17 protein-coding genes are annotated in these 24143 nt (G+C 42.7%); 12 read left to right on the top strand and 5 right to left on the bottom strand.

Annotated elements, in window-relative coordinates; genetic code table 11:
• The 4 genes from PQG45_RS05180 to truA all read left to right on the top strand — a co-directional run bounded on the left by PQG45_RS05180 (nucleotide 1) and on the right by truA (nucleotide 6093).
• Complete coding sequence (locus tag PQG45_RS05180; protein ID WP_316070381.1) at nucleotides 1-2196, top strand: xanthine dehydrogenase family protein molybdopterin-binding subunit; 2196 nt, start codon at nucleotides 1-3, stop codon at nucleotides 2194-2196.
• Nucleotides 2197-2769, top strand: a complete 573-nt coding sequence (locus tag PQG45_RS05175; RefSeq protein WP_315575187.1) for a nucleotidyltransferase family protein — start codon at nucleotides 2197-2199, stop codon at nucleotides 2767-2769.
• 329 nt (nucleotides 2770-3098) lie between these two features.
• Complete coding sequence (purL, locus tag PQG45_RS05170; protein ID WP_315575189.1) at nucleotides 3099-5330, top strand: phosphoribosylformylglycinamidine synthase subunit PurL; 2232 nt, start codon at nucleotides 3099-3101, stop codon at nucleotides 5328-5330.
• Nucleotides 5331-5337: 7 nt separating this feature from the next.
• Nucleotides 5338-6093, top strand: a complete 756-nt coding sequence (gene truA / locus PQG45_RS05165; protein WP_315575191.1) for a tRNA pseudouridine(38-40) synthase TruA — start codon at nucleotides 5338-5340, stop codon at nucleotides 6091-6093.
• Here truA and radA read toward each other — a convergent pair.
• Nucleotides 6068-7447, bottom strand: coding sequence for a DNA repair protein RadA (radA, locus tag PQG45_RS05160; protein WP_315575193.1), 1380 nt, complete (start codon nucleotides 7445-7447; stop codon nucleotides 6068-6070). The two genes, truA and radA, sit on opposite strands and share 26 nt — an antisense overlap.
• A gap of 107 nt (nucleotides 7448-7554) precedes the next feature.
• On the opposite strand from radA, the gene PQG45_RS05155 reads away from it, so the two are divergent.
• The 3 genes from PQG45_RS05155 to PQG45_RS05145 are packed head-to-tail and all read left to right on the top strand — an operon-like array spanning nucleotide 7555 to nucleotide 12310.
• Nucleotides 7555-8235: a porin family protein gene (locus tag PQG45_RS05155; RefSeq protein WP_315575195.1), complete on the top strand. Its 681-nt coding sequence runs from the start codon at nucleotides 7555-7557 to the stop codon at nucleotides 8233-8235.
• Nucleotides 8236-8240: 5 nt separating this feature from the next.
• Nucleotides 8241-9266: a phenylalanine--tRNA ligase subunit alpha gene (gene pheS, locus PQG45_RS05150; RefSeq protein WP_315575196.1), complete on the top strand. Its 1026-nt coding sequence runs from the start codon at nucleotides 8241-8243 to the stop codon at nucleotides 9264-9266.
• Between the two features lie 59 nt (nucleotides 9267-9325).
• Entirely contained in the window at nucleotides 9326-12310 is a 2985-nt protein-coding gene (locus tag PQG45_RS05145; protein ID WP_316070380.1) for a DUF2723 domain-containing protein, read from the top strand.
• A 354-nt stretch (nucleotides 12311-12664) separates the two neighbouring features.
• Here the strand turns inward: PQG45_RS05145 and dnaJ are convergent, their stop codons facing one another.
• Nucleotides 12665-13825 carry a molecular chaperone DnaJ gene (gene dnaJ, locus PQG45_RS05140; RefSeq protein ID WP_315575199.1) on the bottom strand — a complete coding sequence of 387 codons (1161 nt, stop codon included), beginning with the start codon at nucleotides 13823-13825 and terminating at the stop codon, nucleotides 12665-12667.
• Nucleotides 13826-13832: 7 nt separating this feature from the next.
• A complete protein-coding gene (locus tag PQG45_RS05135; RefSeq protein ID WP_315575201.1) occupies nucleotides 13833-14354 on the bottom strand; it encodes a nucleotide exchange factor GrpE in 522 nt (173 codons plus the stop codon).
• 101 nt (nucleotides 14355-14455) lie between these two features.
• On the opposite strand from PQG45_RS05135, the gene queG reads away from it, so the two are divergent.
• Nucleotides 14456-15394, top strand: a complete 939-nt coding sequence (gene queG, locus PQG45_RS05130; RefSeq protein WP_315575202.1) for a tRNA epoxyqueuosine(34) reductase QueG — start codon at nucleotides 14456-14458, stop codon at nucleotides 15392-15394.
• A gap of 30 nt (nucleotides 15395-15424) precedes the next feature.
• Here queG and PQG45_RS05125 read toward each other — a convergent pair whose 3' ends face one another.
• Nucleotides 15425-16453 (bottom strand): GntR family transcriptional regulator, encoded by a 1029-nt coding sequence (locus tag PQG45_RS05125; protein ID WP_315575204.1) that lies wholly within the window; start codon nucleotides 16451-16453, stop codon nucleotides 15425-15427.
• Between the two features lie 212 nt (nucleotides 16454-16665).
• Here PQG45_RS05125 and PQG45_RS05120 point away from each other — a divergent pair, with 212 nt between their 5' ends.
• Genes PQG45_RS05120 through PQG45_RS05110 form a run of 3 tightly spaced genes read left to right on the top strand, consistent with a single transcriptional unit; the run spans nucleotide 16666 to nucleotide 22229 of the window.
• Nucleotides 16666-20736 (top strand): hybrid sensor histidine kinase/response regulator transcription factor, encoded by a 4071-nt coding sequence (locus PQG45_RS05120; protein ID WP_316070379.1) that lies wholly within the window; start codon nucleotides 16666-16668, stop codon nucleotides 20734-20736.
• Nucleotides 20723-21691, top strand: coding sequence for a zinc dependent phospholipase C family protein (locus tag PQG45_RS05115; RefSeq protein ID WP_315575207.1), 969 nt, complete (start codon nucleotides 20723-20725; stop codon nucleotides 21689-21691). Before PQG45_RS05120 ends, PQG45_RS05115 begins: the two co-directional genes overlap by 14 nt.
• A 1-nt stretch (nucleotide 21692) precedes the next feature.
• On the top strand, nucleotides 21693-22229 hold the full coding sequence (locus PQG45_RS05110) for a metallophosphoesterase family protein (RefSeq protein WP_315575209.1): 537 nt from the start codon (nucleotides 21693-21695) through the stop codon (nucleotides 22227-22229).
• 38 nt (nucleotides 22230-22267) lie between these two features.
• Here PQG45_RS05110 and mnmA read toward each other — a convergent pair whose 3' ends face one another.
• Nucleotides 22268-23416 carry a tRNA 2-thiouridine(34) synthase MnmA gene (gene mnmA / locus PQG45_RS05105; RefSeq protein ID WP_315575211.1) on the bottom strand — a complete coding sequence of 383 codons (1149 nt, stop codon included), beginning with the start codon at nucleotides 23414-23416 and terminating at the stop codon, nucleotides 22268-22270.
• A gap of 102 nt (nucleotides 23417-23518) precedes the next feature.
• Here mnmA and PQG45_RS05100 point away from each other — a divergent pair, with 102 nt between their 5' ends.
• On the top strand, nucleotides 23519-24109 hold the full coding sequence (locus PQG45_RS05100) for an N-(5'-phosphoribosyl)anthranilate isomerase (protein ID WP_315575212.1): 591 nt from the start codon (nucleotides 23519-23521) through the stop codon (nucleotides 24107-24109).
• Nucleotides 24110-24143 lie beyond the last annotated feature (34 nt).

Below are 24143 nucleotides of genomic sequence, written 5' to 3'. Positions count from 1 at the left end.
ATGAAACCAACAACTTCGCGTCGCGATTTTTTGCGCATCAGTACGACTTCAGCCTTTGTGCTGGCTTTGGGTTTTTCGTCGGATAGCCGAGGAAAACAATTACAAAAAGTAAATGCCACTGGGGTACAAATTAACCCCTATATCAATATCAATGAATCAGGAAAGGTAACCTTGTTCAATCCGCGACCGGACATGGGTCAAGGCACATATCAAATCCTTCCGATGTTATTAGCTGAGGAATTAGATATTCCTTTGGAGCAAGTTGAAATTCAAATGACGGATGGTTCGGATCGTTTTGGTTCACAATTATCGGGCGGCTCATCTTCCGTGCGTACGCGTTGGATCCCATTACGTACCGCAGGAGCAACTGTTCGCGAAATGCTTGTGCAAGCTGCTGCGAATCGTTGGAAAGTTAGCCTGAGCGATTGTTCAACCAAAGACGGCTTTGTTATCAATAAACAAACGCAGGCTAAATTGTCCTATGGGGAATTGGTGGAAGAAGCTTCACATTTACCTGTACCGACTAAACCCAAATTGAAATCCTTTGCTGAGTTTACGCAATTAGGAAAACCATCCATGCGTCCGGATGTTCCGGCTAAAGTGGACGGAACAGCTATTTTCGGGATGGATGTGCAATTGCCGGGTATGTTGTATGCGAGCATTGTTCATTCGCCTTATATCTATGGCAAGGTGCAATCCTACGATGCCACGAAAGCGATGGCCGTTAAGGGTGTTCGCTTTGTCTTGAAAACTGAGCGCGTTTTCTTTCACGGTCCTTATTCGGATTCCAATGGATTTGACCAAAAATTACGTGGCAAAGCGGAAGCAATCGCTGTAGTCGGAGAATCATATTGGTCGACCTTAAAAGCAAAAAAACTCGTTCAAGTATCTTGGAATGCCTTAGGTTTCGGAGAGACAGCAACGGAGCAATATTTTAATCAGGCCAAAGCGGCTTCTTTACACGAGGGCAACGAATACAAGGATGCCAAAGTGGGTGATTTTGCCAAAGCATTGCAATTATCAGATTATAAAGTACAAGGAACTTATCAGACGCCATTTATGTCCCATGCGCCCATGGAGCCATGTAACGCTACGGTATTTGTTCAAGGAGACCAAGTGGAAGTTTGGGCACCTGTTCAAGGTCCAGATGGTTTGGTCAATGATTTAGCTACTTATTTAGGCATCAAGCGTCAAAACATCAAAGTGAATGTCACGTTTATGGGTGGAGCCTTTGGTCGGAAAGCCGTTTTTGATTTTGTCATGCAAGCCGCCAATTTATCGAAGCAGGTCAACGCGCCTGTGAAAGTGATTTGGACGCGTGAGGATGATATCCAACAGGGACCTTACCGACCGGGTATGATTTCTGCCATGCAAGGGGGATTGGATAAGGATGGTAACATATTAGCGTTTGAACATCGTTTGAACGGAGCGTCCATTATGGCATCTGTCTTTAAGGCGGATATGCGTAAAAATCCAGATCCTTGGGCAGGGGAGGGAATCAGCTTAGAGGATAGCCCATATGCTTTCCCAGCGCGTCGTAATTCGTTTAATTGGGTTGATCCTCAAATGCCGGTATTATGGTGGCGTTCGGTTTATGCATCGACCAATGTTTTCGCACAAGAATCCTTCTTGGATGAATTAGCTGCAGAGGGTGAGAAAGATCCGTTGGATTTACGTTTACATCTGTTACGCGATGCGCCAAAGTTTGTGGCAGTATTGAATAAATTGGCTGAAATCTCCGATTACCGTGCTAAGCGTAAGCAAGGTGTTTCCATCGGTATTGCCATCGCCCGTTCATTCGCGAGTATCGTTGCGCATGCCATCGTCGTGGAGAAACAAAAGTCGGGAGTCAAAATCAAGCATGTGTATTCGGTGATTGATTGCGGATTCCCATTAAATCCGGATAACATCAAAGCGCAAGTGGAAAGTAATATCGTTTACGGGCTTTCTGCCGCGGTTTGTACGCAAATCACGCGGACACATGGAAAAACGGATCAAAGTAACTTCCACGAATATACCGTTTTGCGTCAAGGAGAAATACCAGCGTCAACGATTTTCGTCATGCCAAGTCAGGATGAACCGGGTGGCGTAGGCGAACCTGGATTACCGCCGATTGCACCAGCATTATGTAATGCGATTTTCCTTGCGACAGGAAAACGTGTTCGTACCTTACCATTTGATTTAAGTTCGATATAAATGGTTGGTGTAATTTTAGCTGCGGGAGCATCATCTCGTTTAGGGGAAGCAAAACAATTATTGGTTTATCAAGGCCAAAGTCTCTTAGAGCGATCTATACGCTTGGCATATTCTGTCTGCCAAGAGGTATTAGTTTGTTTGGGGGCTGAGGTGGATCAATCCATACGCATCATAGAAAATTTACAAAAGGAGTTTCCAAATATGTCCTTCGTTCAGGTCGAAGATTGGGAAAAGGGGATGGGAGAGACGCTTGCTGTAGGCCTAAAGGCTGTCGATATATCACAAGATGTATTAGTGCTTTTATGCGACCTACCATTTCTGACAACATCGCACCTAACGAATTTGACATCCTTGGCAAATCCCCAGAGAGCCATTGTGGCCTCTTTTCAAGGAGTTAATTCTCCACCTGTCTTAATTCCGAGCGCCTTACGACCTCTATTTAATCATTGGAGCGGTGATCAAGGCTTGGGTAAATTTTGGCGTCAAAATCCCATGCTGTGTCAAATCGTTCACTATTCCGATAAATTCAGGGATGTCGATGTTCCGGAAGATCGGGAGTATTGGGGGATATGAGTGTTAGACATTAGACGTTGGACCTTGGACTGTTGCGGCGCGATACCTCGGGTCTTTTTTCTTTGGCAAACCTTTTAGGATTGCCAACGTTTGAGGCGTTTTTACGCCGATTCCCTACGCTTATAAAGAAGAGATACTTCGCGTATAATCCCCAGACTAAAGTCTGGGCTTATTTTATAACCCGAGGCTTCAGCCTAGAGATTAAAAGAGTGTAAACCAACTTGACATTTTTGATTTTACCACATATTTTTTCGGCTGTCTGTACTAAATTTATTACCTTTGTGCCTTCTTGCGTCGATGCAACAACATTTCTTAATTAACATATAAGCGTGGAATCTAACGAAAGCCTACCAACCGTAGAAACAGCCAAAAAATTAGGGTTATTACCAGAAGAATACGATCGTATTCAGGAGATTTTAGGTCGCAAGCCTAATTTCACTGAGCTGTCTATTTTCTCTGTCATGTGGTCAGAACACTGTAGCTACAAGAACTCCATTGTTTGGTTAAAGACTTTACCGAAAGATTCGCCACGTATGTTGGCTAAAGCCGGCGAAGAAAATGCAGGTTTGGTAGATTTAGGAGGCGGTTTAGGTTGCGCATTCAAAATTGAATCGCATAATCACCCTTCAGCATTAGAACCTTATCAAGGGGCTGCGACGGGTGTTGGTGGTATCAACCGTGATATTTTCACGATGGGTGCTCGTCCTATTGCACAGTTGAACTCTTTGCGTTTTGGAAACATCGATTTAGCCAAAACAAAATGGTTGGTTAAAGGCGTTGTAAAAGGAATTGGTGATTACGGTAATGCTTTTGGTATTCCTACGGTCGGTGGCGAGGTGCAATTTGATGATTGCTACAACGTTAACCCATTGGTTAATGCCTTTTCAGCAGGAATTTTAAAAGTAGGTACACAAGCATCTGCCATTTCATATGGTGTTGGTAATGGTGTATTTATCGTAGGTTCTGCGACTGGTAAAGACGGAATTGGTGGTGCAAGTTTCGCGTCGGAAGATATTACAGCAAAATCATCGGAGAAATTACCTGCGGTACAAGTAGGTGATCCTTTTCAAGAGAAATTATTATTGGAAGCTTCCTTGGAAATCATCGAAGCGGGTTGTGTGATTGGTATTCAAGACATGGGTGCGGCGGGTATCATCTGTTCGACTTCTGAAATGTCTGCCAAAGGAGAGCATGGTATGATCATCGATCTATCGAAAGTTCCTACGCGCCAGGCGAATATGAAGCCGTTTGAGATTTTATTATCCGAGTCACAAGAGCGTATGTTGATCGTCGTAGAAAAAGGACGTGAAGCGGAGGCGAAGAAGATTTTTGATAAGTGGGATTTGAATTGCGAGCAAATTGGTACTGTAACCGATACCAAACGTTTGGAATTCTACCAAGATGGTGTTCTAGTAGCCGATGTTCCTGCGGATGATTTGGTATTGGGCGGAGGCGCACCGGTATATCACCGTGAGTACAAGGAGCCTGCTTACTTCCAAGAGTTCAAGAAATTTGATATTAATTCAGTACAAGATATTCCAGTGGCAGAATTGCCAAAGGCTTTTGATTTCTTAATGAATCACCCCAATATCGCTTCGAAGAAGTGGGTAGCGGAACAATATGATTCATCGATCGGTCGTGCGAATCGTAACACAAATGCTCCTTCGGATGCAGGCGTTGTGAAGGTTCACGGATCCGATAAGTCGATTGTAATTACGGTAGATTGTAATTCACGCTACGTGAATGCAGATCCTGAAGAGGGTTGTGCGATGGCAGTTGCGGAGGCGGCTCGTAACATTGTTTGTTCGGGTGGTTTGCCGGTGGCAATTACCAACTGCCTTAACTTTGGTAATCCATACGTTCCAGAAGTTTACTGGCAATTTGTAGGAGCAATCAAAGGTATGAAAAAGGCTTGTGAGGCGTTCGAAACACCAGTAACAGGTGGTAACGTAAGTTTCTATAACCAATCATCGGATGAAGGTCCGGTGTTCCCTACGCCTACCATTGGTATGTTGGGCATCTTAGAGAAACCCGAAAACAAAATGACCTTGGATTTCAAGGCAGAAGGAGATTTAGTGTACTTAGTAGGAGAGTCTGTAAATGACATCGCTTCTTCTGAGTTTTTATATTCATACCGCAAGGTGAAGGCGTCGCCGGCACCTCATTTTGATTTGCCTACGGAGCAATTGGTTCAAAAAGGAATCTTAGGTTTAATCGAAGGTAAATTAATTCAATCAGCACATGATGTTTCAGACGGAGGTGTTTTAGTTACCCTAGCAGAATCAGCTTTCCCACGTGGCTTAGGATTTGATGTGAAATCAGATGCAGGTATTCGTCAAGATGCGATGTGGTTCGGTGAGGCACAATCGCGTGTGATTGTATCTGTTTCACCTGCGAAGCAAGCAGCTTTCGAAGCGCATTTAGCAGGTTTAGGAATTAAATCGACGCAATTAGGTACCGTGAAGGGTACGGATATGGTGGTTGATGGTCAGGTGGTAAGTTCTTTGGCGAAAGCTTCTGGTTCTTATTTCACGGCTTTGGAAACGGCCTTAACAAAATAATTTCAAGATGAGCCGCTATGCACTGCAATTCGCTTATGATGGCGGCTCGTTTCATGGATATCAGATCCAACCGAATGCACACAGCGTGCAGGCGGAATTAGAGGAAAAATTAAGTCTTTTATTAGCAGAGCCCATCGCGATCACGGGAAGTGGTCGGACGGATACGGGTGTTCATGCTGCGCATCAAATCGCGCATTTCGATACCTCTGCCGACATAGATGCTAATCTCATTTACCGATTGAACCGCATGCTGTCACCTGCATTAACGGCGCAAGCAATCTTTACGGTGGCAGATGATTTCCATGCTCGTTTCAACGCGACATCTCGTATTTATGAATACCGCATTACGCGCCATAAGGATCCATTTTTACGCGATTTTGCTTATTGGTATGAGGCAGATTTGGATATCGCTGCGATGAATGAAGCGGCCAAATTACTCTTGGCTCACACCGATTTTCAGTGTTTCTCCAAAGTGAAAACGGAAGTAAATACCTTTGAATGCACTATTTTGCGTGCTTTTTGGGAGGCGCAAGGGGATAATTTGATCTTTACCATTGAGGGTAATCGTTTTCTCCGTGGAATGGTGCGTTCGGTAGTAGGAACCCTGATGGAAATCGGGATGGGGAAATGGTCCTCGGCCGACTTGCAGCGTATTTTGGAATCCAAAAGCCGACAAGAAGCCGGTCGGGCTGTTCCTGCGCACGGCTTACATTTAGTTAAAATAACTTATCCGGAGGCTAGTTTTGGCGCCAGATGTTCATGATGACATCCATCAAGCTGGCTGCCGATTTAATCTGAATGCTTTTGGGTTTGTAATTCAAGCCTTTCAAATTGTATTTCGAAATCCAAATTTCTTTGAAACCCAATTTCTCTGCCTCAGCGATACGCTGATCGATGCGTGTTACGGAACGTAATTCGCCACCTAAGCCAACTTCCGCCGCGAAGCATTTGGATGAATCGATGATTTTGTCTTCATACGAGGAAACCACGGATAGGCATGTTGCCAAGTCCAATGCGGGATCATCTACGCGTATTCCACCGGTAATATTCAAGAAAACGTCTTGCGTACTTAATTTATATCCGCCACGCTTCTCGATGACAGCTAAAAGCATGTTTAATCGTTTCCCATCATACCCATTGGCGGTTCGTTGGGCCGTTCCATAGGATGTTGTGGAAACTAAAGACTGTATTTCGACCAATAGGGGACGGTTGCCTTCCATCAAGGTTCCGATAGCCACGCCCGATGCCGGCTCGTCCCGTTGGGATAATAAGATTTCCGAAGGATTCGTTACGGCGCGTAAGCCAGATCCCAACATTTCATAGATACCCAATTCAGATGTACTACCAAATCTATTTTTGGTGGTACGAAGTATGCGGTAGATCATATGTCGGTCCCCTTCGAACTGCAAAACGGTGTCGACTAAGTGCTCAAGTACCTTAGGTCCAGCAATGGAGCCTTCTTTGGTGATATGCCCTACCAAGAAAATGGGCGTATTGGATTCTTTGGCGAAGCGCATGAGTTCGAGTGCACATTCGCGTATTTGAGAAACAGAACCTGGTCCAGATTCGATTTGGTCTGAAAATAGGGTCTGAATAGAATCGACAATAATCAATTCGGGTTCTAGATCCACCAAATGTTTGAAAATCGCCTGGGTATTCGTTTCCGTCAGGATATATAAGCTATCTGATTTTTTTTCAAGGCGGTCGGCGCGTAGTTTAATCTGTTGTTCCGATTCCTCGCCCGTGACATATAATACTTTGGTGTCGGTCAGCGAAAGTGCCACCTGCAATAGCAAAGTAGATTTTCCGATTCCTGGCTCTCCGCCAATTAAAACCAAACTACCTGGAACGATGCCGCCACCGAGTACCCGACTGAATTCGGGATCTTGGCAGGCAATTTTTGGTAGGCTTTCGAAGTCGACATCCTGTAATAATTTCGGTTGAGGCTTGCTTCTAGCTTGGGTCGGTGTCTTCCAAACTTCTGCAGGGTGGGAGCTGACTTCCACTAATTCTTCTACGAAGGTATTCCATTCATTACATGACGGACATTTACCTAACCATTTGGGTGCTTGGTGACCACAAGATTGACAGAAAAAGGAAGTTTTAGCTTTAGCCACAGGTGAATTTTATTAGGGTTCAAAAATACGCTTTTCGTTGGTTTTTTCTTTTTTTTCGGTTGAAAAAGGATAATTTTACTGTTTCATTTTAAAAGCTGTCAAAATCTATGCACAAGCAATTTCGTTTTTTCCTTGTACTCGTTACCATGAGTTTATTTGCTTCGAGTGCATCGGCTCAATTTTTGATGCCAGTAAAGAAGGTTACGGGTAATTTTTTCCGTTTGGGAATCAAAGGTGGGGTGAATATGGCTTCTTTGAAAACGGAGGGATTGACCTATAATGGCATAGGCAATTATGTGGTAGAAAATTTGAATGCTAAGACGGGTTATGTGGCGGGTGTTTATATGCGCTTGGGAAGGAAGTTTTTCATTGAGCCAGAGTTCCTGATTTCCTATAAAAATGGGTCCATTAATTTGCCGAAATCAATCAGTACACAAAGTATTCAACTAGATATCAATTACTCGAGTATTGATGTGCCTATTTTATTAGGTTATCGTTTGGGACCCTTGCATGTGATGGCAGGGCCTGTGGCATCTTACAGTATTACATCCAATGGTTCAATTGCAGATGCCATACGTCAGAAATTTCCTACGGTACAAGATGCGGTTTCTCAGGCTTATTTTTCTTACACTGCAGGTGCAGGTATTGATTTGTTGGGATTAACACTCGATGTGCGCTATGAAGGCAATATTACCGATTTGTCCAAGACGATACCATTGCCTCAAGGCGTGAATTTTTCTCAAAAGGCTTCGTTGTGGCAAGCGACTTTGGGGATGAAAATATTATAATTTTTATGAACGAACAGATACAAGCGATTCAAGCAGAAGTTGAATCATTTTTGATTAGTAATGAGGCTGAGTTAGAGCAGTTTCGGATTGCTTATGTAGGTCGTAAAGGCCGTTTGGCTGCTTTATTTGATGGGTTGAAAGATGTTCCTGCGGAGAATCGCCGGGATGTAGGTCAAGCATTAAATGCGCTTAAGCAATTAGCAGAAGGTAAGTTTTCGTTGGCACAAGAGGCCTTCGCCGACAGCGGTTCGTCCGTTCAAGTTCCCGATGATTTGACTTTGACGGATCCCATTATGCATGGATCGATGCATCCGTTGACGATCGTTCGTGCACGTATTTTGGAGATTTTTAACCGCATGGGTTTTTCGGTTTCGGATGGCCCGGAAATTGAAACGGATTTCTTCAACTTTACCGCATTGAATTTTCCACCTAATCACCCCGCACGTGAAATGCAGGATACTTTTTTCATTGAAAAAGGGAAGGGTGAGATTCAGGATGATGTTTTATTACGTACGCATACATCGAACGTACAAGTGCGTTTGATGCAATACCAAAAACCGCCGATTCGTTCGATTATGCCGGGTCGTGTATTTCGTAATGAAGCCATTTCGGCGCGTGCGCATTGCTTGTTCCACCAAGTGGAAGGGCTTTATGTGGATGAGGACGTAAGTTTCAAAGACTTAAAAGATAGTTTATATCATTTCGCGAAGGAGATGTTTGGAAAGGATACCAAAGTGCGTTTCCGTCCATCGTATTTCCCATTCACGGAGCCGAGTGCAGAAATGGACATTACCTGTTTGCTTTGCAAAGGCGATGGCTGTAATGTGTGTAAGCAAGCCGGTTGGGTAGAGATTGGTGGCGCTGGAATGGTCGATCCAAACGTCCTTGAAAACGTAGGGATTGACTCGAAGAAATATTCTGGATTTGCCTTCGGGATGGGAATTGAGCGGATTACCATGTTGAAATACCAAATCAAAGACCTTCGTTTATTCACTGAAAATGACGTACGTTTCTTACGCCAATTTAATTAACAAGAATTAACCTGATGGATTGGTTTCAATCTATTTTATTTGAGTTTTAATTTCAAACTATGCAGCATTTTCAACGCAATAATAACCTAGTCGGTTGGATTGTTTTTCTCATTTCATTGGTCACCTATACCATAACGGTTGAGCCTACCGCATCTTTTTGGGATTGTGGTGAGTTTATCGCGTGTGCCTATAAATTACAAGTTCCACACCCTCCAGGGGCGCCGCTTTTCTTATTGATCGGACGGATGTTTTCATTCCTTGCTTTAGGGGATGTGACACGTGTTGCATTTTGGATCAACATGATGTCAGTGGTTTCAAGTGCCTTTACGATTTTATTTATGCACTGGACAATCGTGATGATTGGTCGGAAAGTGATAAATAAACGATTCGCTGAATTAACAAAGTCGGAGAGTGGTATCTTGTTATTATCGGGAGCTGTAGGGTCCTTGATTTATGCGTTTTCAGATACGTTTTGGTTCTCCGCAGTGGAAGCTGAGGTATATGCGATGTCATCATTCTTTACTGCGATTGTCGTTTGGGCTGCATTCAAGTGGGAATTGGTTGAAGACGAAGCCACGGCGAATCGTTGGATTTTATTCATTGCTTATTTGGTTGGTTTATCCATCGGCGTCCATTTATTGAACTTGGTTACCTTGCCTGCATTGGCCTTATTGTGGTACTTTAAGAAGGAAGATAAGCCTACCTACAAAGGTGGTTTTGTTGCCGTATTAGTTGGTTTATTCATTCTAGGAATTATTAACTCAGGAATCATTCCGGGATTGCCATCGGTGGCTTTCTGGTTTGAATTGCAGTTCGTGAACAACTTAGGAATGGGCTATGGTTCTGGGGCAATTTTCTTCTTGATCTGTCTACTAGCGGCCATCGTTTTTGGTATTCGTTATTCGTATACGCACAGCAAATTGTTGTTGAACATGGCCTTGTTCTCATTCGTATTTTTGTTGATTGGCTACTCGACGTATACCGTTGCATTGGTTCGTTCGGGATATAATCCACCGATCAATGAGAATGATCCGAGTAACATTTTGAACTTTTTGAAATACCTGAAACGTGAGCAATACGGTTCTCGTTCGTTGTTATACGGTCCAGTATATACTGCCCAAATTGAGGATTTCAAGAAAGGGGAGGATGTTTACAAAATGAAGGATGGTAAATACGTGGTCTATACGAATAAGCCGGAGTATGTTTATCAGAAGGACCAACAAATGTTGTTGCCACGTGTGTGGAGTAATTCGGGTTCGCACGTACAGATGTATCAAGATATGTTGGACATTCCGGCGGGTCAAAAACCGAGCTTTGGGGATAACCTTCGTTTCATGTTTACGCACCAGTTGGGCAACATGTACACGCGTTATTTATTGTGGAATTTCATTGGTCGGGAAAATGATTTAGAAGGTGCGTATGCGATTTCAAATCCTTTTGAGGATACGTCGAAATTACCTGATGTGTTGAAGAACAACAAGGCGCGGAATAACTACTATTACTTGCCGATTATCCTTGTGCTATTAGGTTTCTATTTGTTGTATCGCAAAGATGAGAAGGACTTCTTGGTTACGATCATGATGTTTGTCCTATCCGGCATTGCATTGGCGGTTTATTTGAATTCACCACCGGCAGAGCCACGCGAACGGGATTATATCTATGTAGGGTCCTTTTATTTCTTAGCGATTTGGGCAGGATTAGGTGTGATGCAATTGGCCGAATGGTTAACGAAATTAGTTAAGTCTCCGCAGGTTCGTTGGGGCTTATTAGGCGTATTGAGTTTCTCTGCACCGGCAATTTTGGCGCAGCAAAACTGGGATGATCATGATCGTAGTGGTCGCTACCACCAAATCGATTTCGCGAAGAATCTATTGAATTCTTGTGCACCCAATGCTATTTTGTTTACGGGTGGCGATAATGATACCTTCCCATTGTGGTATGTGCAGGAGGTAGAAGGATTCCGTACGGACGTCCGTGTATGTAATTTATCTTTATTAGGGACGGATTGGTACATCGACCAAATGAAGCGTAAGACATACGAATCTGAAGCATTGCCCATTGGTTTGAAAAAAGACCAATTCTTGGAAGGTGTAAACGACCAAATCATGTTCAATGAGAGTCCGAACATTTCATCTATGTCCTTGCCGGATTTCTTGGAATTATTGCACCGCGATAGCCCATCGATTCAGGCGCAGACGCAAAGTGGCGAGATGATTAATACGTTTCCATCGGATTCCTTGACCATTCCTGTGAATGTTACGCAGGTAGCTAATTCAACATGGTTTCCGAAAGAGTTTACAGGCTTTTTGACGGACCAATTAGCTTGGCGCCTTCCTTCAAAAAACATTTTCAAGGGAGAGTTAATTCAATTGGAAATTGTCGCTAACAATGCGCAGCAAGGCTGGAAGCGTCCGATTTATTTCGCTTCTACACTACCTGGTGATCAATATTTAGGATTGAAGGAAAGCATGCAGTTGGAAGGATACGCATACCGATTAATGCCGTTCAAAATTACGGGAGCCAAAGATGGTTTTGTGAACTCTAAAATCATGGCCGACAATATGTTGAACAAGATGTATTGGCGTGGTTTGAATGATGATAAGATCTATTACCATGGCGATTTCTACATGGGCATTCCAAGTGTTACCTTGCGTTTAAGCACGTATCGTTTGGCAGACCAATTGATTCGCGAGGGAAATGTTCCGCTGGCAAAGAAGGTTTTACAGCACGTGGAAAACGTCATGCCGGATAAAGTTATTCCATATGATCAATTTACAGCGAGTATGGTTAGTTTATTCATTGAGGTTGGTGAAACGAAAAAAGCATTGTCTATTGCCAAAACGATGATGGATCGGAATGACAAGGCTTTGGATTATTATTTGTCGGGCGGCATTCGTTCGCATGATCGCGATATTCAAATTGCCTATTATGAGATGACCATCATTGCCTCTAGTTTATCACAATCTAAGTTACCTGTGAATCAGTATCAAGAGCTTATAGCTAAGTTTTTAAAATGGAAAAATGTATTTGATCCAGAAAAATAGTTATTGGATAGATTTGAGAAGCCCTGGGAGAAATCCTGGGGCTTTTTTTTTGGACGTTAGACATTGGACTGTATGGTCCATTCTGTTTCGATTCTAATCCCTGAGCACCTAAATGGCGATACAGAAATATCCAACGATTTAACATGCGCAACGGAACACCCGACTGGTTAGCTATAACCCGTGCTGGCTGATGATCATCAATAAACGCTTTAACAAAGGAAAGCTTGAGATCGTAAGAGTACTTGATTTTTCTAGACATAAAAAAACACCCAATAAGTTGTCCAACTTTTTGGGTGCAGTTCAAGTATCGCGTCTCTACAAGCTTTCTAACGTCCAATGTCTAACGTCCAATGTCTAAGAAAACATATCCCTCACCTTGTGAAAGAATCCTTTCTCCGACTTCCCTGGTTGCGGTGCAAAGTTTTCAGAATCACGTAGTTTTTCTAATAGCTCACGCTCTTCTTTGTTGACTTGCTTGGGCGTCCAGATGTTGATGTGTACTAATTGGTCACCAACGGAATAGCCATTCAATTCTTTGATTCCTTTTCCTTTTAAACGCAAGATTTTACCTCCTTGTGTTCCAGCCTCCAAGGTGATCTTCGCTTTTCCACCAATCGTAGGTACTTCGACAGACGTTCCTAATGCCGCGTCTACGAAGCTAACATATAAATCATAAATGACATTATTTCCGTCACGGTGCAATACCTCATGCGCTTCTTCCTCGATCACGATTAATAAGTCACCGGCTACACCACCGCGTGGAGGAACGTTTCCTTTGCCCGACATAGACAATTGCATGTCGTTAGAAACGCCGGCAGGAATTTTGATTGGGATGATTTCCTCTTCCAATACGCGACCCTCGCCAAAGCAAGCATCACATTTAGCTCCTACACTCTTTCCTTCACCTGAACAAGTAGGGCAGGTAGATGAGGTAACCATTTGGCCCAACATCGTTTGTTGGACACGCTTCACTTGACCTGAACCCTGGCAAGTTCCACAGGTTTTTAAATCTGTTCCGTTCTTCGAGCCATTGCCCGAACAAACTTTACACGCCACGTGGCGTTTTACTTTGATTTTCTTTTCAACCCCGTTTGCGATTTCCTCCAAGTTTAATTTCAACTTGATGCGCAAATCGGTTCCTTTTCGCTGACGACGTCCTCCGCGACCTCCACCGCCGAAGAAATTGCCAAATGGACTATCATCCCCACCGCCGAAAATATCGCCGAACTGAGAAAAGATATCGTCCATGTTCATTCCCTGGCCACCGTAACCGCCGCTAGCAGCTCCGCCCATACCCGCATGACCAAAACGGTCGTACTGGGCCTTCTTCTGGCCATTACTTAATACTTCGTAGGCTTCAGCAGCTTCTTTGAATTTCTCTTCGGATTCTTTGTCATCCGGGTTTTTATCGGGATGGTATTTAACCGCTAATTTTCGGTAAGCCTTTTTGATTTCTTCTTCGCTTGCCGACTTAGCTACGCCTAAAACCTCGTAATAATCTCTTTTTTGAGCCATTGTTTGATTAATTTCCTACCACCACTTTTGCAAAGCGAATGACTTTTTCGTTTAATGTATATCCTTTTTCAAGTACATCCAGCACCTTGCCTTTGTCTTCTTCAGTAGGAGCTGGGTACTGCGTAATGCAATCATGAAAATCGGCATTGAATACCTCGCCTTTCGCTGGCAGTTCTTTCAAGCCCTTGCTTTGCAGTGTATTTAAAATACCCTTAAAAATTAATTGAATTCCCTCTGAAATTTCTCCCTCGGGTGCATTTGCCAACGCACGCTCGTAATTATCAATGCTCGGCAATAATTCGGTGATCAATCCCGAAGCTGCTGTTTGCAATAATTCAATACGTTCCTTGGCTTTATTTTTTCTGAAATTTTCGAAATCCGCGTATAAGAGCAGGTATTTCTTTTTCATTTCTTCCAACTCATCTGGCGCCGCTTGCTCTTCTGTTGGCGATTCATCCGTCTGTGCTTCCGCGGTTTGATCTAACTTCGTTTCGTCTACTTCTGGCTGTTCGTTCTCTTTCTTTTTCATAAGGCAAAATTAATACGCTTTTCGGTGAAGCAAATCATAGACCAAAAACTATTTTCTGACAGTTTGGCATAAATTCCCACAGCTTCGTAATTTTATGGCACATGAATCAGACAGCTTCCTCCAATGCTCATACCATTAAGCGATTAGCACAGCAGCACGGCTTTGCTTTTTGTGGTATATCAAAAGCGGATTTTTTGGAGGCGGAAGCACCGCACTTGGAGAAGTGGTTGAACCAACAAATGCATGGGGAAATGGGCTATATGGCGAATCATTTCGACAAACGTTTAGATCCTCGTTTGTTGGTTGACGGCGCTCAAACAGTTGTTTCTTTGGTCTATAATTATTTTCCTCCCACTCAATTTCAACCCTTGTCGGATTCATTTAAAGTTTCCAAATACGCCTTTGGGGAAGATTACCACCGTGTTATCAAGGATAAAATGCAAGTGCTTTGGGATGATTTGCAAAATGAATTGGGCGAAATTCAAGGCCGTATGTTCGTTGATTCCGCTCCCGTGCTGGAAAAGGCCTGGGCAAAAATGTCAGGCATTGGTTGGGTAGGAAAAAATGCCAACCTGATTATTCCCAAACAAGGGAGCTTCTATTTCATCGCAGAACTAATCATTGACCTTCCCGCCTTGCCCGATGGTCCGATACGTGATTTTTGTGGTACTTGTACAAGGTGTATCGATGCTTGCCCGACGGACGCAATTACGCCTTATGTGGTCGATGGATCAAAATGCATATCTTATTTCACAATTGAATTGAAAGAAAACCTTCCTATTGAACTGAATAAAGGCTTTGAGGATTGGATTTTTGGTTGTGATATTTGTCAGGATGTTTGTCCTTGGAACCGACATGCCAAAGCGCATCAAGAGTCCCGTTTTGAACCCAAGCCTGAAATGCTCGGTTTGACTCAAGGTGATTGGGAAGATATGTCGGAGGAGTTATTTAAAAACTTATTTCGCTATTCAGCGATCAGTCGGACGAAGTTAGGTGGAATACGCAGGAATATTGCGCAAGCAAAAAAAATGAGGCCATGAATATCATGACCCCTTTTTGCAAATTAAACCCTAAAGTGATTTTCTTGGGATAAATAGTAGCGCGAGTTCATGGCTACTCTTATCAGTTGAGTTAATGAGTTGGGCCGCCATTTCGCCCATCCGAATCGGTTGATTCGAAAGTACAGAAATGCCTCCCACCAATATTTCTTTAAAATGGGAATCGTTGAATGCGATCAAGCCCACTTGTTTGCCTATTTCTAAGTTATTTAATTCTGCGTATTTGATGGCCCGAACTAGATCTTGGTCGTCCAGGGTGAAATAAATCACACCTTCGCAGACGTCTTCCGATTCGAGGCCATCCAATACTTGAAAATCCATACCTTGGGATTCGCAGAATTCACTACATCCATTGATCAGCGCTGGGTCGAAATAATCTTCTTCCGAGACAACTAACTTAAATGAATGGTACTTATTAAACAGGTTTAGTTGGTTTTCTAATAAAGCGATTAATTGCTCTTTCGGCTGCGTCACGATACTCGCATGGGCATGTGAAATGCTATTAAAATTTTGGTCCAATAAGATTAATCGGTCACCCGAAATCTTCTTCAGACATTTGATATTCTCTTCCTCTTCCTCAATCAAATGCGGCATGATCACGTAATAATGGTAATTGCCCAATTGTTGAGACATAATCTCCTGAAATTGACTCGTTTTGTATTGATACGTATAAATGTCAACCATGACATTTTTGCCTAATGACTCACAGAAGGAATCAAAAACGACTTTATTGGTATTCGTAATTTTCCCCACTAAAAACAAAACTTTCGTTTTCGTTTTTATTTTTGAATCCGAGATGAAATACCCTTTGCGGAAAATAGAAGTAATAACTCCCATTTTGTGTAATTCGGTGTAGGCTCTTTCGACGGTGTCTCTCGACAAATAACATTCCTCTGAGGCTTCATTGATGGAGGGCAAACGCTCGCCGGGTTTTAATTCCCCCATTTCAATATCGCGCAACAACGAATTAATAAGTTGTTGGTACTTCGGCAATTTATTGTCAGCGTTTTTGGCTGAGAATGAAATAAATGATTTAACCATTACTTTACCTGCGTTACACGGATTGCCTTGATTTTCAAAGCTTGTTGCAAATCTACAGGCTATGTGCTAGAAGGAATGGGACAAATCTTACAAATACATGGATATATCTTGCAAATGGCCTTATTTGAAATGCATTGACATTTGTTTATTCCAAGCCAGTCCGGATAAATCGGCAGGAACTCTGTTAATATTTTTCTATTTTAGCTACCCGAATGAAAAATAGCTTTATCCGTTTCTTGTTATTGCTTTGCCTGGGTGTTCCTGTTTGGGGCCAGTCCATTCAGCGTTTCGAACGTTTGAGTACCGCTTCGGGTTTGTCTCAAAGTACGATATTTAAAATCATTCAAGATCGTAGAGGTTTCTTATGGTTTGCCACAGCGGATGGATTGAATCGCTATGATGGACATTCTTTTGTTATTTATCGGCATGATCCGGGTGATGCGAATACCTTGAGCGGGAGTGATATTTCATCCGTTGTTGAGGATCAAGATGGAAATTTATGGGTTGCCGCGCGTAGCTCGGGCCTTAATAAAGTTGACCTTAAAACGGGGAAAATAACGCGTTTTACCCGTGGTCCCAAAGGTGTGGATTTTTCATCCTTGACTATGTCCTCACTCTTGAGTGTGGGGAAACATCGTTTATTGGCCTCCGTGATTGGTGTTGGTATTTTAGTATTTGATACACAAAATAATACCTTTTTGCCTGGAGAATCCGAAGTCATCAATCCCTTGGTGAAAGAGGTTGTCCGTTTGTATAAACATTCGAATGGTTCCATTTGGATGGGGACGAGAACGGGTCAATTAATCTCCTATGTAGGCAATCATAGTTTTATTCCGTTTGATTTTTCAGCTAAATCAAATGCAAGTAATTTCCGTGTTCGATCCTTGTTTGAAGCTTCTAATGGAGATTTGCTGGTCGGTACCGAGGGGAATGGTTTATTTCGATTTAATCCTCAAAATCAACAGTTTAAGCGTGTCTTTTATCAAGCGAAGGATCCCTTAAGTAGGCAAAATATTGTGTCATCCTTGGTCCGAGATGCCAAGGGTAATTTATGGATAGGGACAGATAATGGGATTTACGCCTTACAAAGAGAAAATTTTAGTCAACCCAAACACATTCCATCAAATCCAGATCCTGATTTAGGAATCAGTTCTTTTTCGGTCATGAGTATGTTCACGGATTCGAATCGCAATACATGGATAGGTACATGGGAAGCAGGATTGAATATCAGTTTCTTCCAAAAGTCGCGGTTTTCGGTGTTGCGTTATAAACCGAATACGTTTCAGGGTTTATTAAGTAATAAGGTGACTTCCTTAAGTGCTGGTGATGATCGAGGAGTTTGGGTAGGCAGTAATGTAGGTCTGTCCTTTTTTAATCATAAGTTGGGTAAGGTCGAACACATGATTAACCAGGCCGTCGTGAATAAATTCAATGTTACGACAGGGTTTGATGTAAATCTATTACAAGCAATGCCTGATGGTTCCGTTTGGGTTAGTGCTTGGGGCAAAGGGCTTTTTCATTTTAATCCTCCCAATGATTTGCAGCCATTTCCCTTTCGGAATAATGAAGCTGGGATGAAATGGACATCCCTGTTTTTAGACCAAAATCGATTATTGCTGGGCGCTCAAGCAAAAGGATTATTTGCCTTTGATTTAGCTACGAAAAGCTTTTATAATCCCTATGGGGACTTTAGTTCACAGGAATTAAAGAATAAAAATATCAATAGTATCCTCAAAAGTAGCCAAGGGCAAATTTGGGTAGGGACGACGATGCATGGCGTCTATATTTATGATCCGAATTCAAGAAAAATACAGCATCTGGTGCGTACTAATTCTGCTAATAGTCTGAAATACAATCACATTACCTGTATTAAGGAAGATCGCCAGCATCGTATTTGGGTGTTGACAAACGGTGGCGGCTTGCATTTGTATCTAGGAGAAGGGAAAGGTTTTCGCGTGTTTACAGTAGCCGATGGACTTGGTAGTAATACCCTGCGCGGTATGGAGGAAGATAAGAAAGGGGATTTATGGTTTACGACCAATGGAGGGATTTCTAAAATGGACGCGAAGTCTTTGGCGTTTGTTAATTATGACGAAGCAGATGGACTACAAGGGAAAGAATTTATCATCACGGCACATGCGAAGAACAAACAAGGTTGGATGTTTTTCGGGGGGGTCAATGGCTTAAACTATTTGAAATCGGATAGTTTACGTATGCGATTGGATGTTCCCCATGTATATCTAACAGGTCTGAAGATTTTCAATAAATCGGTTCAGGTGGGAGAGGAAAACTCACCCTTAACGGCTGATTTACCTGATCTGAAAACACTGGTGTTACAACCCGATCAATCGGTTTTCAGTTTGGATTACGTGGCTTTGGAGTATCAAAGACCCAAAAATAACCGATATGCCTATTTTTTAGAGGGATTTGATAAGGAGTGGAATTTTGTAGGTACGCAGCGGACGGCGACATATACCAACCTAAGTCCGGGCTCATATATTTTCAAAGTCAAGGCAACAAATTCCGATGGGGTGTGGGGGGAGAATCCCGTAGAATTGCGTATCGAAGTTTTACCTCCTTGGTATCGCACATGGTGGGCCTATTTGCTTTATTTTTTGGCTTTGGTCGCAGTTGTCTACGGTTTTATGCGGGAAATTCAAATTCGCGAGGCCTTCAAAACGGATATACGCTTAAAGGAAATTGAGAAGGAACGTATTAGGGAATTAGAGCAAATTAAGACTTCCTTTTTTACGAATATTTCACATGAATTGCGGACTCCATTGACATTGATTATCAGTCCCATCGAGAAGTATTTCTTAAAGAATGCTTCAATTCCCAAGGAGCAGTTAGGTAGATTGCAATCCATTCATCAAAATGCGCAGAAATTACTGCGTTTAATTAATCAGCTACTTGATTTGTCTAAGATTGAGGCGGGTAAGCAGCACCCAGTCATAGCCAAGCATGACATGATATCACAGCTTGTACATATTTTGCAAGGCTTCGAGAGTTATGCCCAACAAAAACAAATCAAGCTCAAATATGAATTTCCTGTTGACTCGCTTTGGGTATATTATGATTCAGATATTATAGAAAAGTGTTTGAGTAATCTCTTGTCCAACGCCTTTAAACATACCCCTGAGGATGGTAAAATAGGTGTTGAATTGGATTTGGAACAGGTTTTTATTGGTACGGAACCCCATGTACGTCAGGTGACTTTACGTGTGTTGGATACGGGTAGAGGAATTTCAGAAGCTCATTTGCCGCATGTATTCGATCGTTTTTATCAAATTCCCGATGCTGTTCAGGTGGTTGGGACCGGGGTAGGGCTTTCATTGTGTAAGGAGTTAATTCAGTTACATCGTGGCGATATTCAGGTGAAAAGTAAATTGGGCGAAGGAAGTGCATTTATTTTGAATTTCCCGGTAGAATTAGCGGCTTTTGATCCGACATGGGTTCAGGCTACAGTTACTCAAAAGGTTTCAGTTGAGGATTTACAGGCGGTACATTCCATTCAGCAAGAAAAGCCTATTCTGCTTGTTGTTGACGATCATGCCGAAATGCGTGAATTCATCGGGGGTATTTTTGATTCGCGTTTCCAAGTAATCTATGCGGATCGGGGAGAGGATGGATTGGAAAAAGCAAACACGTATTTGCCAGATTTAGTTATTACCGATTGGATGATGCCAGGTATGAGTGGAATTAATTTGTGTAGAGCCTTGCGCCAAAATGCAAAAACAAATCATATACCTATTGTGATTTTGACATCAAAAAGTTCTCAGGAGAGTCAGATTGAGGGGATGCAATCCGGGGCGGATGATTTTGTAAGCAAGCCTTTCAATGCTGATATTCTTGAAATAAGGGTAAATACCTTGATGGATGCCAAAGAGCGATTACGCAAAAATTGGCAGAAACAAATGATCCAACAAGAATTTAGCGAAGGGAAATTGCCTATTTTTGAAGATGCATTTTTGCTGAAAGCGACACAGCTAATCATTGATCATTTAAGTGACCCTGATTTTGATGTGGAGGACCTTGAAAAGGGACTCGATATGAGCAAAATGCAGTTATACCGGAAGCTGAAAAATCTAACATCTCTCGCTGGAAACGAGTTTATTCGTTCCATCCGATTGCAACAAGCGAAGGTTTTGTTGGAAACGGGTAACTTAAATATTTCCGAAGTAGCGTATCAGGTTGGCTTTAACGATCCAGCCTATTTTACAAGAGCATTTAAAAAACAATATGGCCGAACGCCAAAATCCTTTATCAACCATGAAAAAAATTAGTGTATTCGTCCTGATTATTTGTGCCTCTTGGGGTTTTCTTGCGCACAAAACCTTGCAACAGATTTCTATTTATTCGTTGCCTGATGCGTTGGGAAGCTTTTTTTATTCGAATCAAGACTATATTGTCCAACAATCCATTCGTCCGGATGTTCGCAGAAAAGATGATAAGCAAGAAGATGCAAAGCATTATTTGGATATGGATGCGCCTATTTTTGGATCTGATTATAAAACATCAATTCCCCATGATTTCAACAAAGCTGTTGCCAAATATGGCATCGATAGTTTACGCAAAGAAGGATTAGTACCCTGGGAAGTTGTTCGTGTTTATGGTCGCCTGGTTGAGTCGTTTAAGGCTGAGAAGCGTGATTCTGTTCTTTTTTATGCGGCCGATTTAGGTCATTATGTTGCAGATGCACACGTACCTTTGCATACGACGCGTAACCATGATGGACAGTTGACTGGCCAAAAAGGCATGCACGTTTTGTGGGAAAGTCTTGTTCCCGAGGCTCAATTGCAAGGATATTCCTTGAATCAAGTAGAAGGAGTTCAATACATTGCCAAACCTCAAGATTTTATTTTCCAAATTTTATTGGAATCGCATGCCATGCTTCCTGCGATGTTCGCTGCAGAAAAAGAAGTTCGCGCAGCTTTAGGGGAGGATGGGTCATTTGAAATGGTTGAAAAATATGGACGTAAACAGCGTTACTATACAAAAGCATTCATAAAAGCTTATGGTGCCAAAATGGGTGCTTCTATCCCGAATCGTATGTTGTTGGCATCTACACGCGTCGCCTCCTTCTGGTTTTCGGCATGGAAGGATGCAGGATCTCCTGCGTGGGTCAAGCAAGATGCGAAAGTCATAAATGCTTTGAGTGAAGAAAAGGTCATTTGGAAGAAGAATGAATTGATTAGTGCGGGTCGTTTAATTTCCTTGCAAAATAAACGCGCGGAATAAAATGGTTAAGGTTTTATTACTTTCGGATACACACAGTTATTTAGATCCGCGCTTAGATGAACATTTGAAGGAATGTGATCAAATATGGCATGGAGGTGATTGGGGTTCTGTCGAATTAGCCGATAAACTCGCAGCCTATGGAAAGCCCATTGCGGGTGTTTATGGGAACATCGATGATCGGACGATTCGCAATATGTATCCGAAAATTAAACGCTTTCGCGTAGAGGATGTGACCGTTGCGATGACGCACATTGCAGGCGCCCCTTCGAATTATAAGCCAGATGCTTTGGAGGCTTTCTCCATGGGTTTACCGATGATTTTTGTTTGCGGGCATTCACATATCTTACAAGTGAAACGCGATGCGAAACGGAATAATATGCTTTTTTTGAATCCGGGAGCAGCAGGTCAACATGGTTTTCATCCCGAACAAACTGCCCTTCGGTTTAAAATCGATGGTGCACGGATATTCGACATGGAGGTAATTCAGATGCCGCGGATTAAGGTGAAATTGACGCCCGAGGAAGCAAAACTGCTATGACCCCGGCAGCGTCATTCCACGCCGCTGCGTTCTTCAATTTACGCGTTTTTCACTTCAAAAGACTGATAATTTTCGAATACAGATCCCTGTTGGTACGATTTGAGAATCCATCCACCTCCCACAACATCGTTTCCTTCATAGAAAACAGCTGCCTGACCTGGTGCAATGCCACTAACCGCATCATGGAAATCCACTTTAATTTTATCAGCAAACTGATGAATGATGGCATCCGTTCCCGCATCTTTATAGCGCACCTTGGTTATGGTTTCCAATCCCGCATCAGGAATCTCTGCATATTTCTGCATGTTTAATTGGCCGACCCACATACCCGTCCGATTCAGATCTTCGATTTGACCAATGACCACCTCATTCGTTTCTTTGCGGATTTCAATCACATAAGCCGGGAAACCAAATGCTTTTCCCAAGCCTTTTCGTTGGCCAACCGTGTAAAAGGGATAGCCTTCGTGCTTTCCGATCACCTTTCCGGCAACATCAACAAAATTCCCACCGGCAACTTCCGCTTCTAATTCCGGTAAGCGACGTTTTAAGAATCCTCGGTAATCATTGTCCGGTACGAAACAGATTTCATAGCTTTCTGATTTATTCACCAGGTCAACAAATCCACGTTCCGTAGCCATCTCACGAATCCGTGCTTTGGTCAAGCCTCCTAAAGGTAAAATGGTACGTGCTAAACTCGATTGTGATACACCCCAAAGCACATAGCTTTGGTCTTTTAATGCATCTACGCCTTTGGAAATGACATGCCGACCGCCTTCTTCGCGAATTTGTGCATAGTGTCCTGTTGCGATGAATTCGCAACCCAATTGGTCGGCCCGACGTAACAACGCATCCCATTTAATGTGCGTATTGCACATCACACATGGATTAGGCGTACGCCCATCCACATATTCCTGCGTGAAATAGTCGATGACTGAATCGCCAAATTCTTCCCGTATATCTAAAATGTAATGTGGAAAACCGAGTGACACCGCAATGTGGCGGGCGTCATTGATGGAATCAAGCGAGCAACAGCCTGTTTCCTTTTTATCTCCCCCAGAACTCGCATAGTCCCAGGTTTTCATGGTCATTCCAATGACCTCATATCCTTGTTCGTGTAACAAAACAGCTGCGACCGAGCTGTCGATTCCGCCGCTCATAGCGACCAGTACTCTTCCTTTTGATTCCATATTCTATGTCAGGTTCAAAGCCTGCTGAAAATTTCCTGCAAGTTAGGATATATTTTCCTGAAAGCGTAGTTTTGTTCTTGTGTCTACGAATGAAAAAACCCTATGTTAAAAACGCTCGTTAAAGTTTCTTCGATTACTAATTTGTCCGATGCGCGCTATTGTGCGGGTATGGGGGTTGATTTTTTAGGTTTTCCACTCGAGCAAATCCCGGTGGAAAAATTTACTGAAATACGGAATTGGTTAGCAGGCGTTCAAATCGTAGGCGAGTTCTCAACGCATAAAGCCGAGGACATTAAAGCCAAAGTGGCTGAATATCAACCTGATATATTGGAGATCGATACAAAGGTGAATTTAGTAGCTATTCAGGATATTGCGATTCCTAAAATACTGCGAGTCAATATCGATTCAGATAATCTGCCTGCTGTATTTGCAGCATCTGCGCCTTATGTGAGCCAATTCCTATTAGTAGGCGATAGTCCACAATCCTTGGATGGCATGGAAGGCTCCGTTGAAATCTGGTCAGCACAATACCCAATTTTAGTGGGTTTGGAAATCCCTGAGTCAGATTTAGATGAGTGGATTGAGCAAAGTTCCATCAAGGGCATTGGCTTGGTTGCTGGCGATGAAGATCGTCCAGGTTTCCGGGATTTTACGGATTTAATGAATATCTTAGAAAAATTAGAAACAGAATAAATGATGTTCCAAAAGATTCAACAGATCTATTCGC

This window comes from Aquirufa regiilacus, from assembly GCF_032470275.1.
GTDB classification, from domain to species: Bacteria; Bacteroidota; Bacteroidia; order Cytophagales; family Spirosomataceae; genus Aquirufa; species Aquirufa regiilacus.
Note: the sequence above shows the minus strand (reverse complement) of the source record. Positions and strands in the feature narration are given on the sequence as shown.

What these genes read in the sequence shown, in the direction of transcription:
- PQG45_RS05135 (WP_315575201.1), bottom strand. Translation starts at nt 14,354, where the DNA reads ATGAAAAAGAAAGAGAACGAACAGCCAGAAGTAGACGAAACGAAGTTA.
- PQG45_RS05100 (WP_315575212.1), top strand. Translation starts at nt 23,519, where the DNA reads ATGTTAAAAACGCTCGTTAAAGTTTCTTCGATTACTAATTTGTCCGAT.
- PQG45_RS05115 (WP_315575207.1), top strand. Translation starts at nt 20,723, where the DNA reads ATGAAAAAAATTAGTGTATTCGTCCTGATTATTTGTGCCTCTTGGGGT.
- PQG45_RS05110 (WP_315575209.1), top strand. Translation starts at nt 21,693, where the DNA reads ATGGTTAAGGTTTTATTACTTTCGGATACACACAGTTATTTAGATCCG.
- PQG45_RS05180 (WP_316070381.1), top strand. Translation starts at nt 1, where the DNA reads ATGAAACCAACAACTTCGCGTCGCGATTTTTTGCGCATCAGTACGACT.
- PQG45_RS05145 (WP_316070380.1), top strand. Translation starts at nt 9,326, where the DNA reads ATGCAGCATTTTCAACGCAATAATAACCTAGTCGGTTGGATTGTTTTT.
- PQG45_RS05155 (WP_315575195.1), top strand. Translation starts at nt 7,555, where the DNA reads ATGCACAAGCAATTTCGTTTTTTCCTTGTACTCGTTACCATGAGTTTA.
- mnmA (WP_315575211.1), bottom strand. Translation starts at nt 23,416, where the DNA reads ATGGAATCAAAAGGAAGAGTACTGGTCGCTATGAGCGGCGGAATCGAC.
- pheS (WP_315575196.1), top strand. Translation starts at nt 8,241, where the DNA reads ATGAACGAACAGATACAAGCGATTCAAGCAGAAGTTGAATCATTTTTG.
- PQG45_RS05175 (WP_315575187.1), top strand. Translation starts at nt 2,197, where the DNA reads ATGGTTGGTGTAATTTTAGCTGCGGGAGCATCATCTCGTTTAGGGGAA.
- queG (WP_315575202.1), top strand. Translation starts at nt 14,456, where the DNA reads ATGAATCAGACAGCTTCCTCCAATGCTCATACCATTAAGCGATTAGCA.
- PQG45_RS05125 (WP_315575204.1), bottom strand. Translation starts at nt 16,453, where the DNA reads ATGGTTAAATCATTTATTTCATTCTCAGCCAAAAACGCTGACAATAAA.
- PQG45_RS05120 (WP_316070379.1), top strand. Translation starts at nt 16,666, where the DNA reads ATGAAAAATAGCTTTATCCGTTTCTTGTTATTGCTTTGCCTGGGTGTT.
- truA (WP_315575191.1), top strand. Translation starts at nt 5,338, where the DNA reads ATGAGCCGCTATGCACTGCAATTCGCTTATGATGGCGGCTCGTTTCAT.
- dnaJ (WP_315575199.1), bottom strand. Translation starts at nt 13,825, where the DNA reads ATGGCTCAAAAAAGAGATTATTACGAGGTTTTAGGCGTAGCTAAGTCG.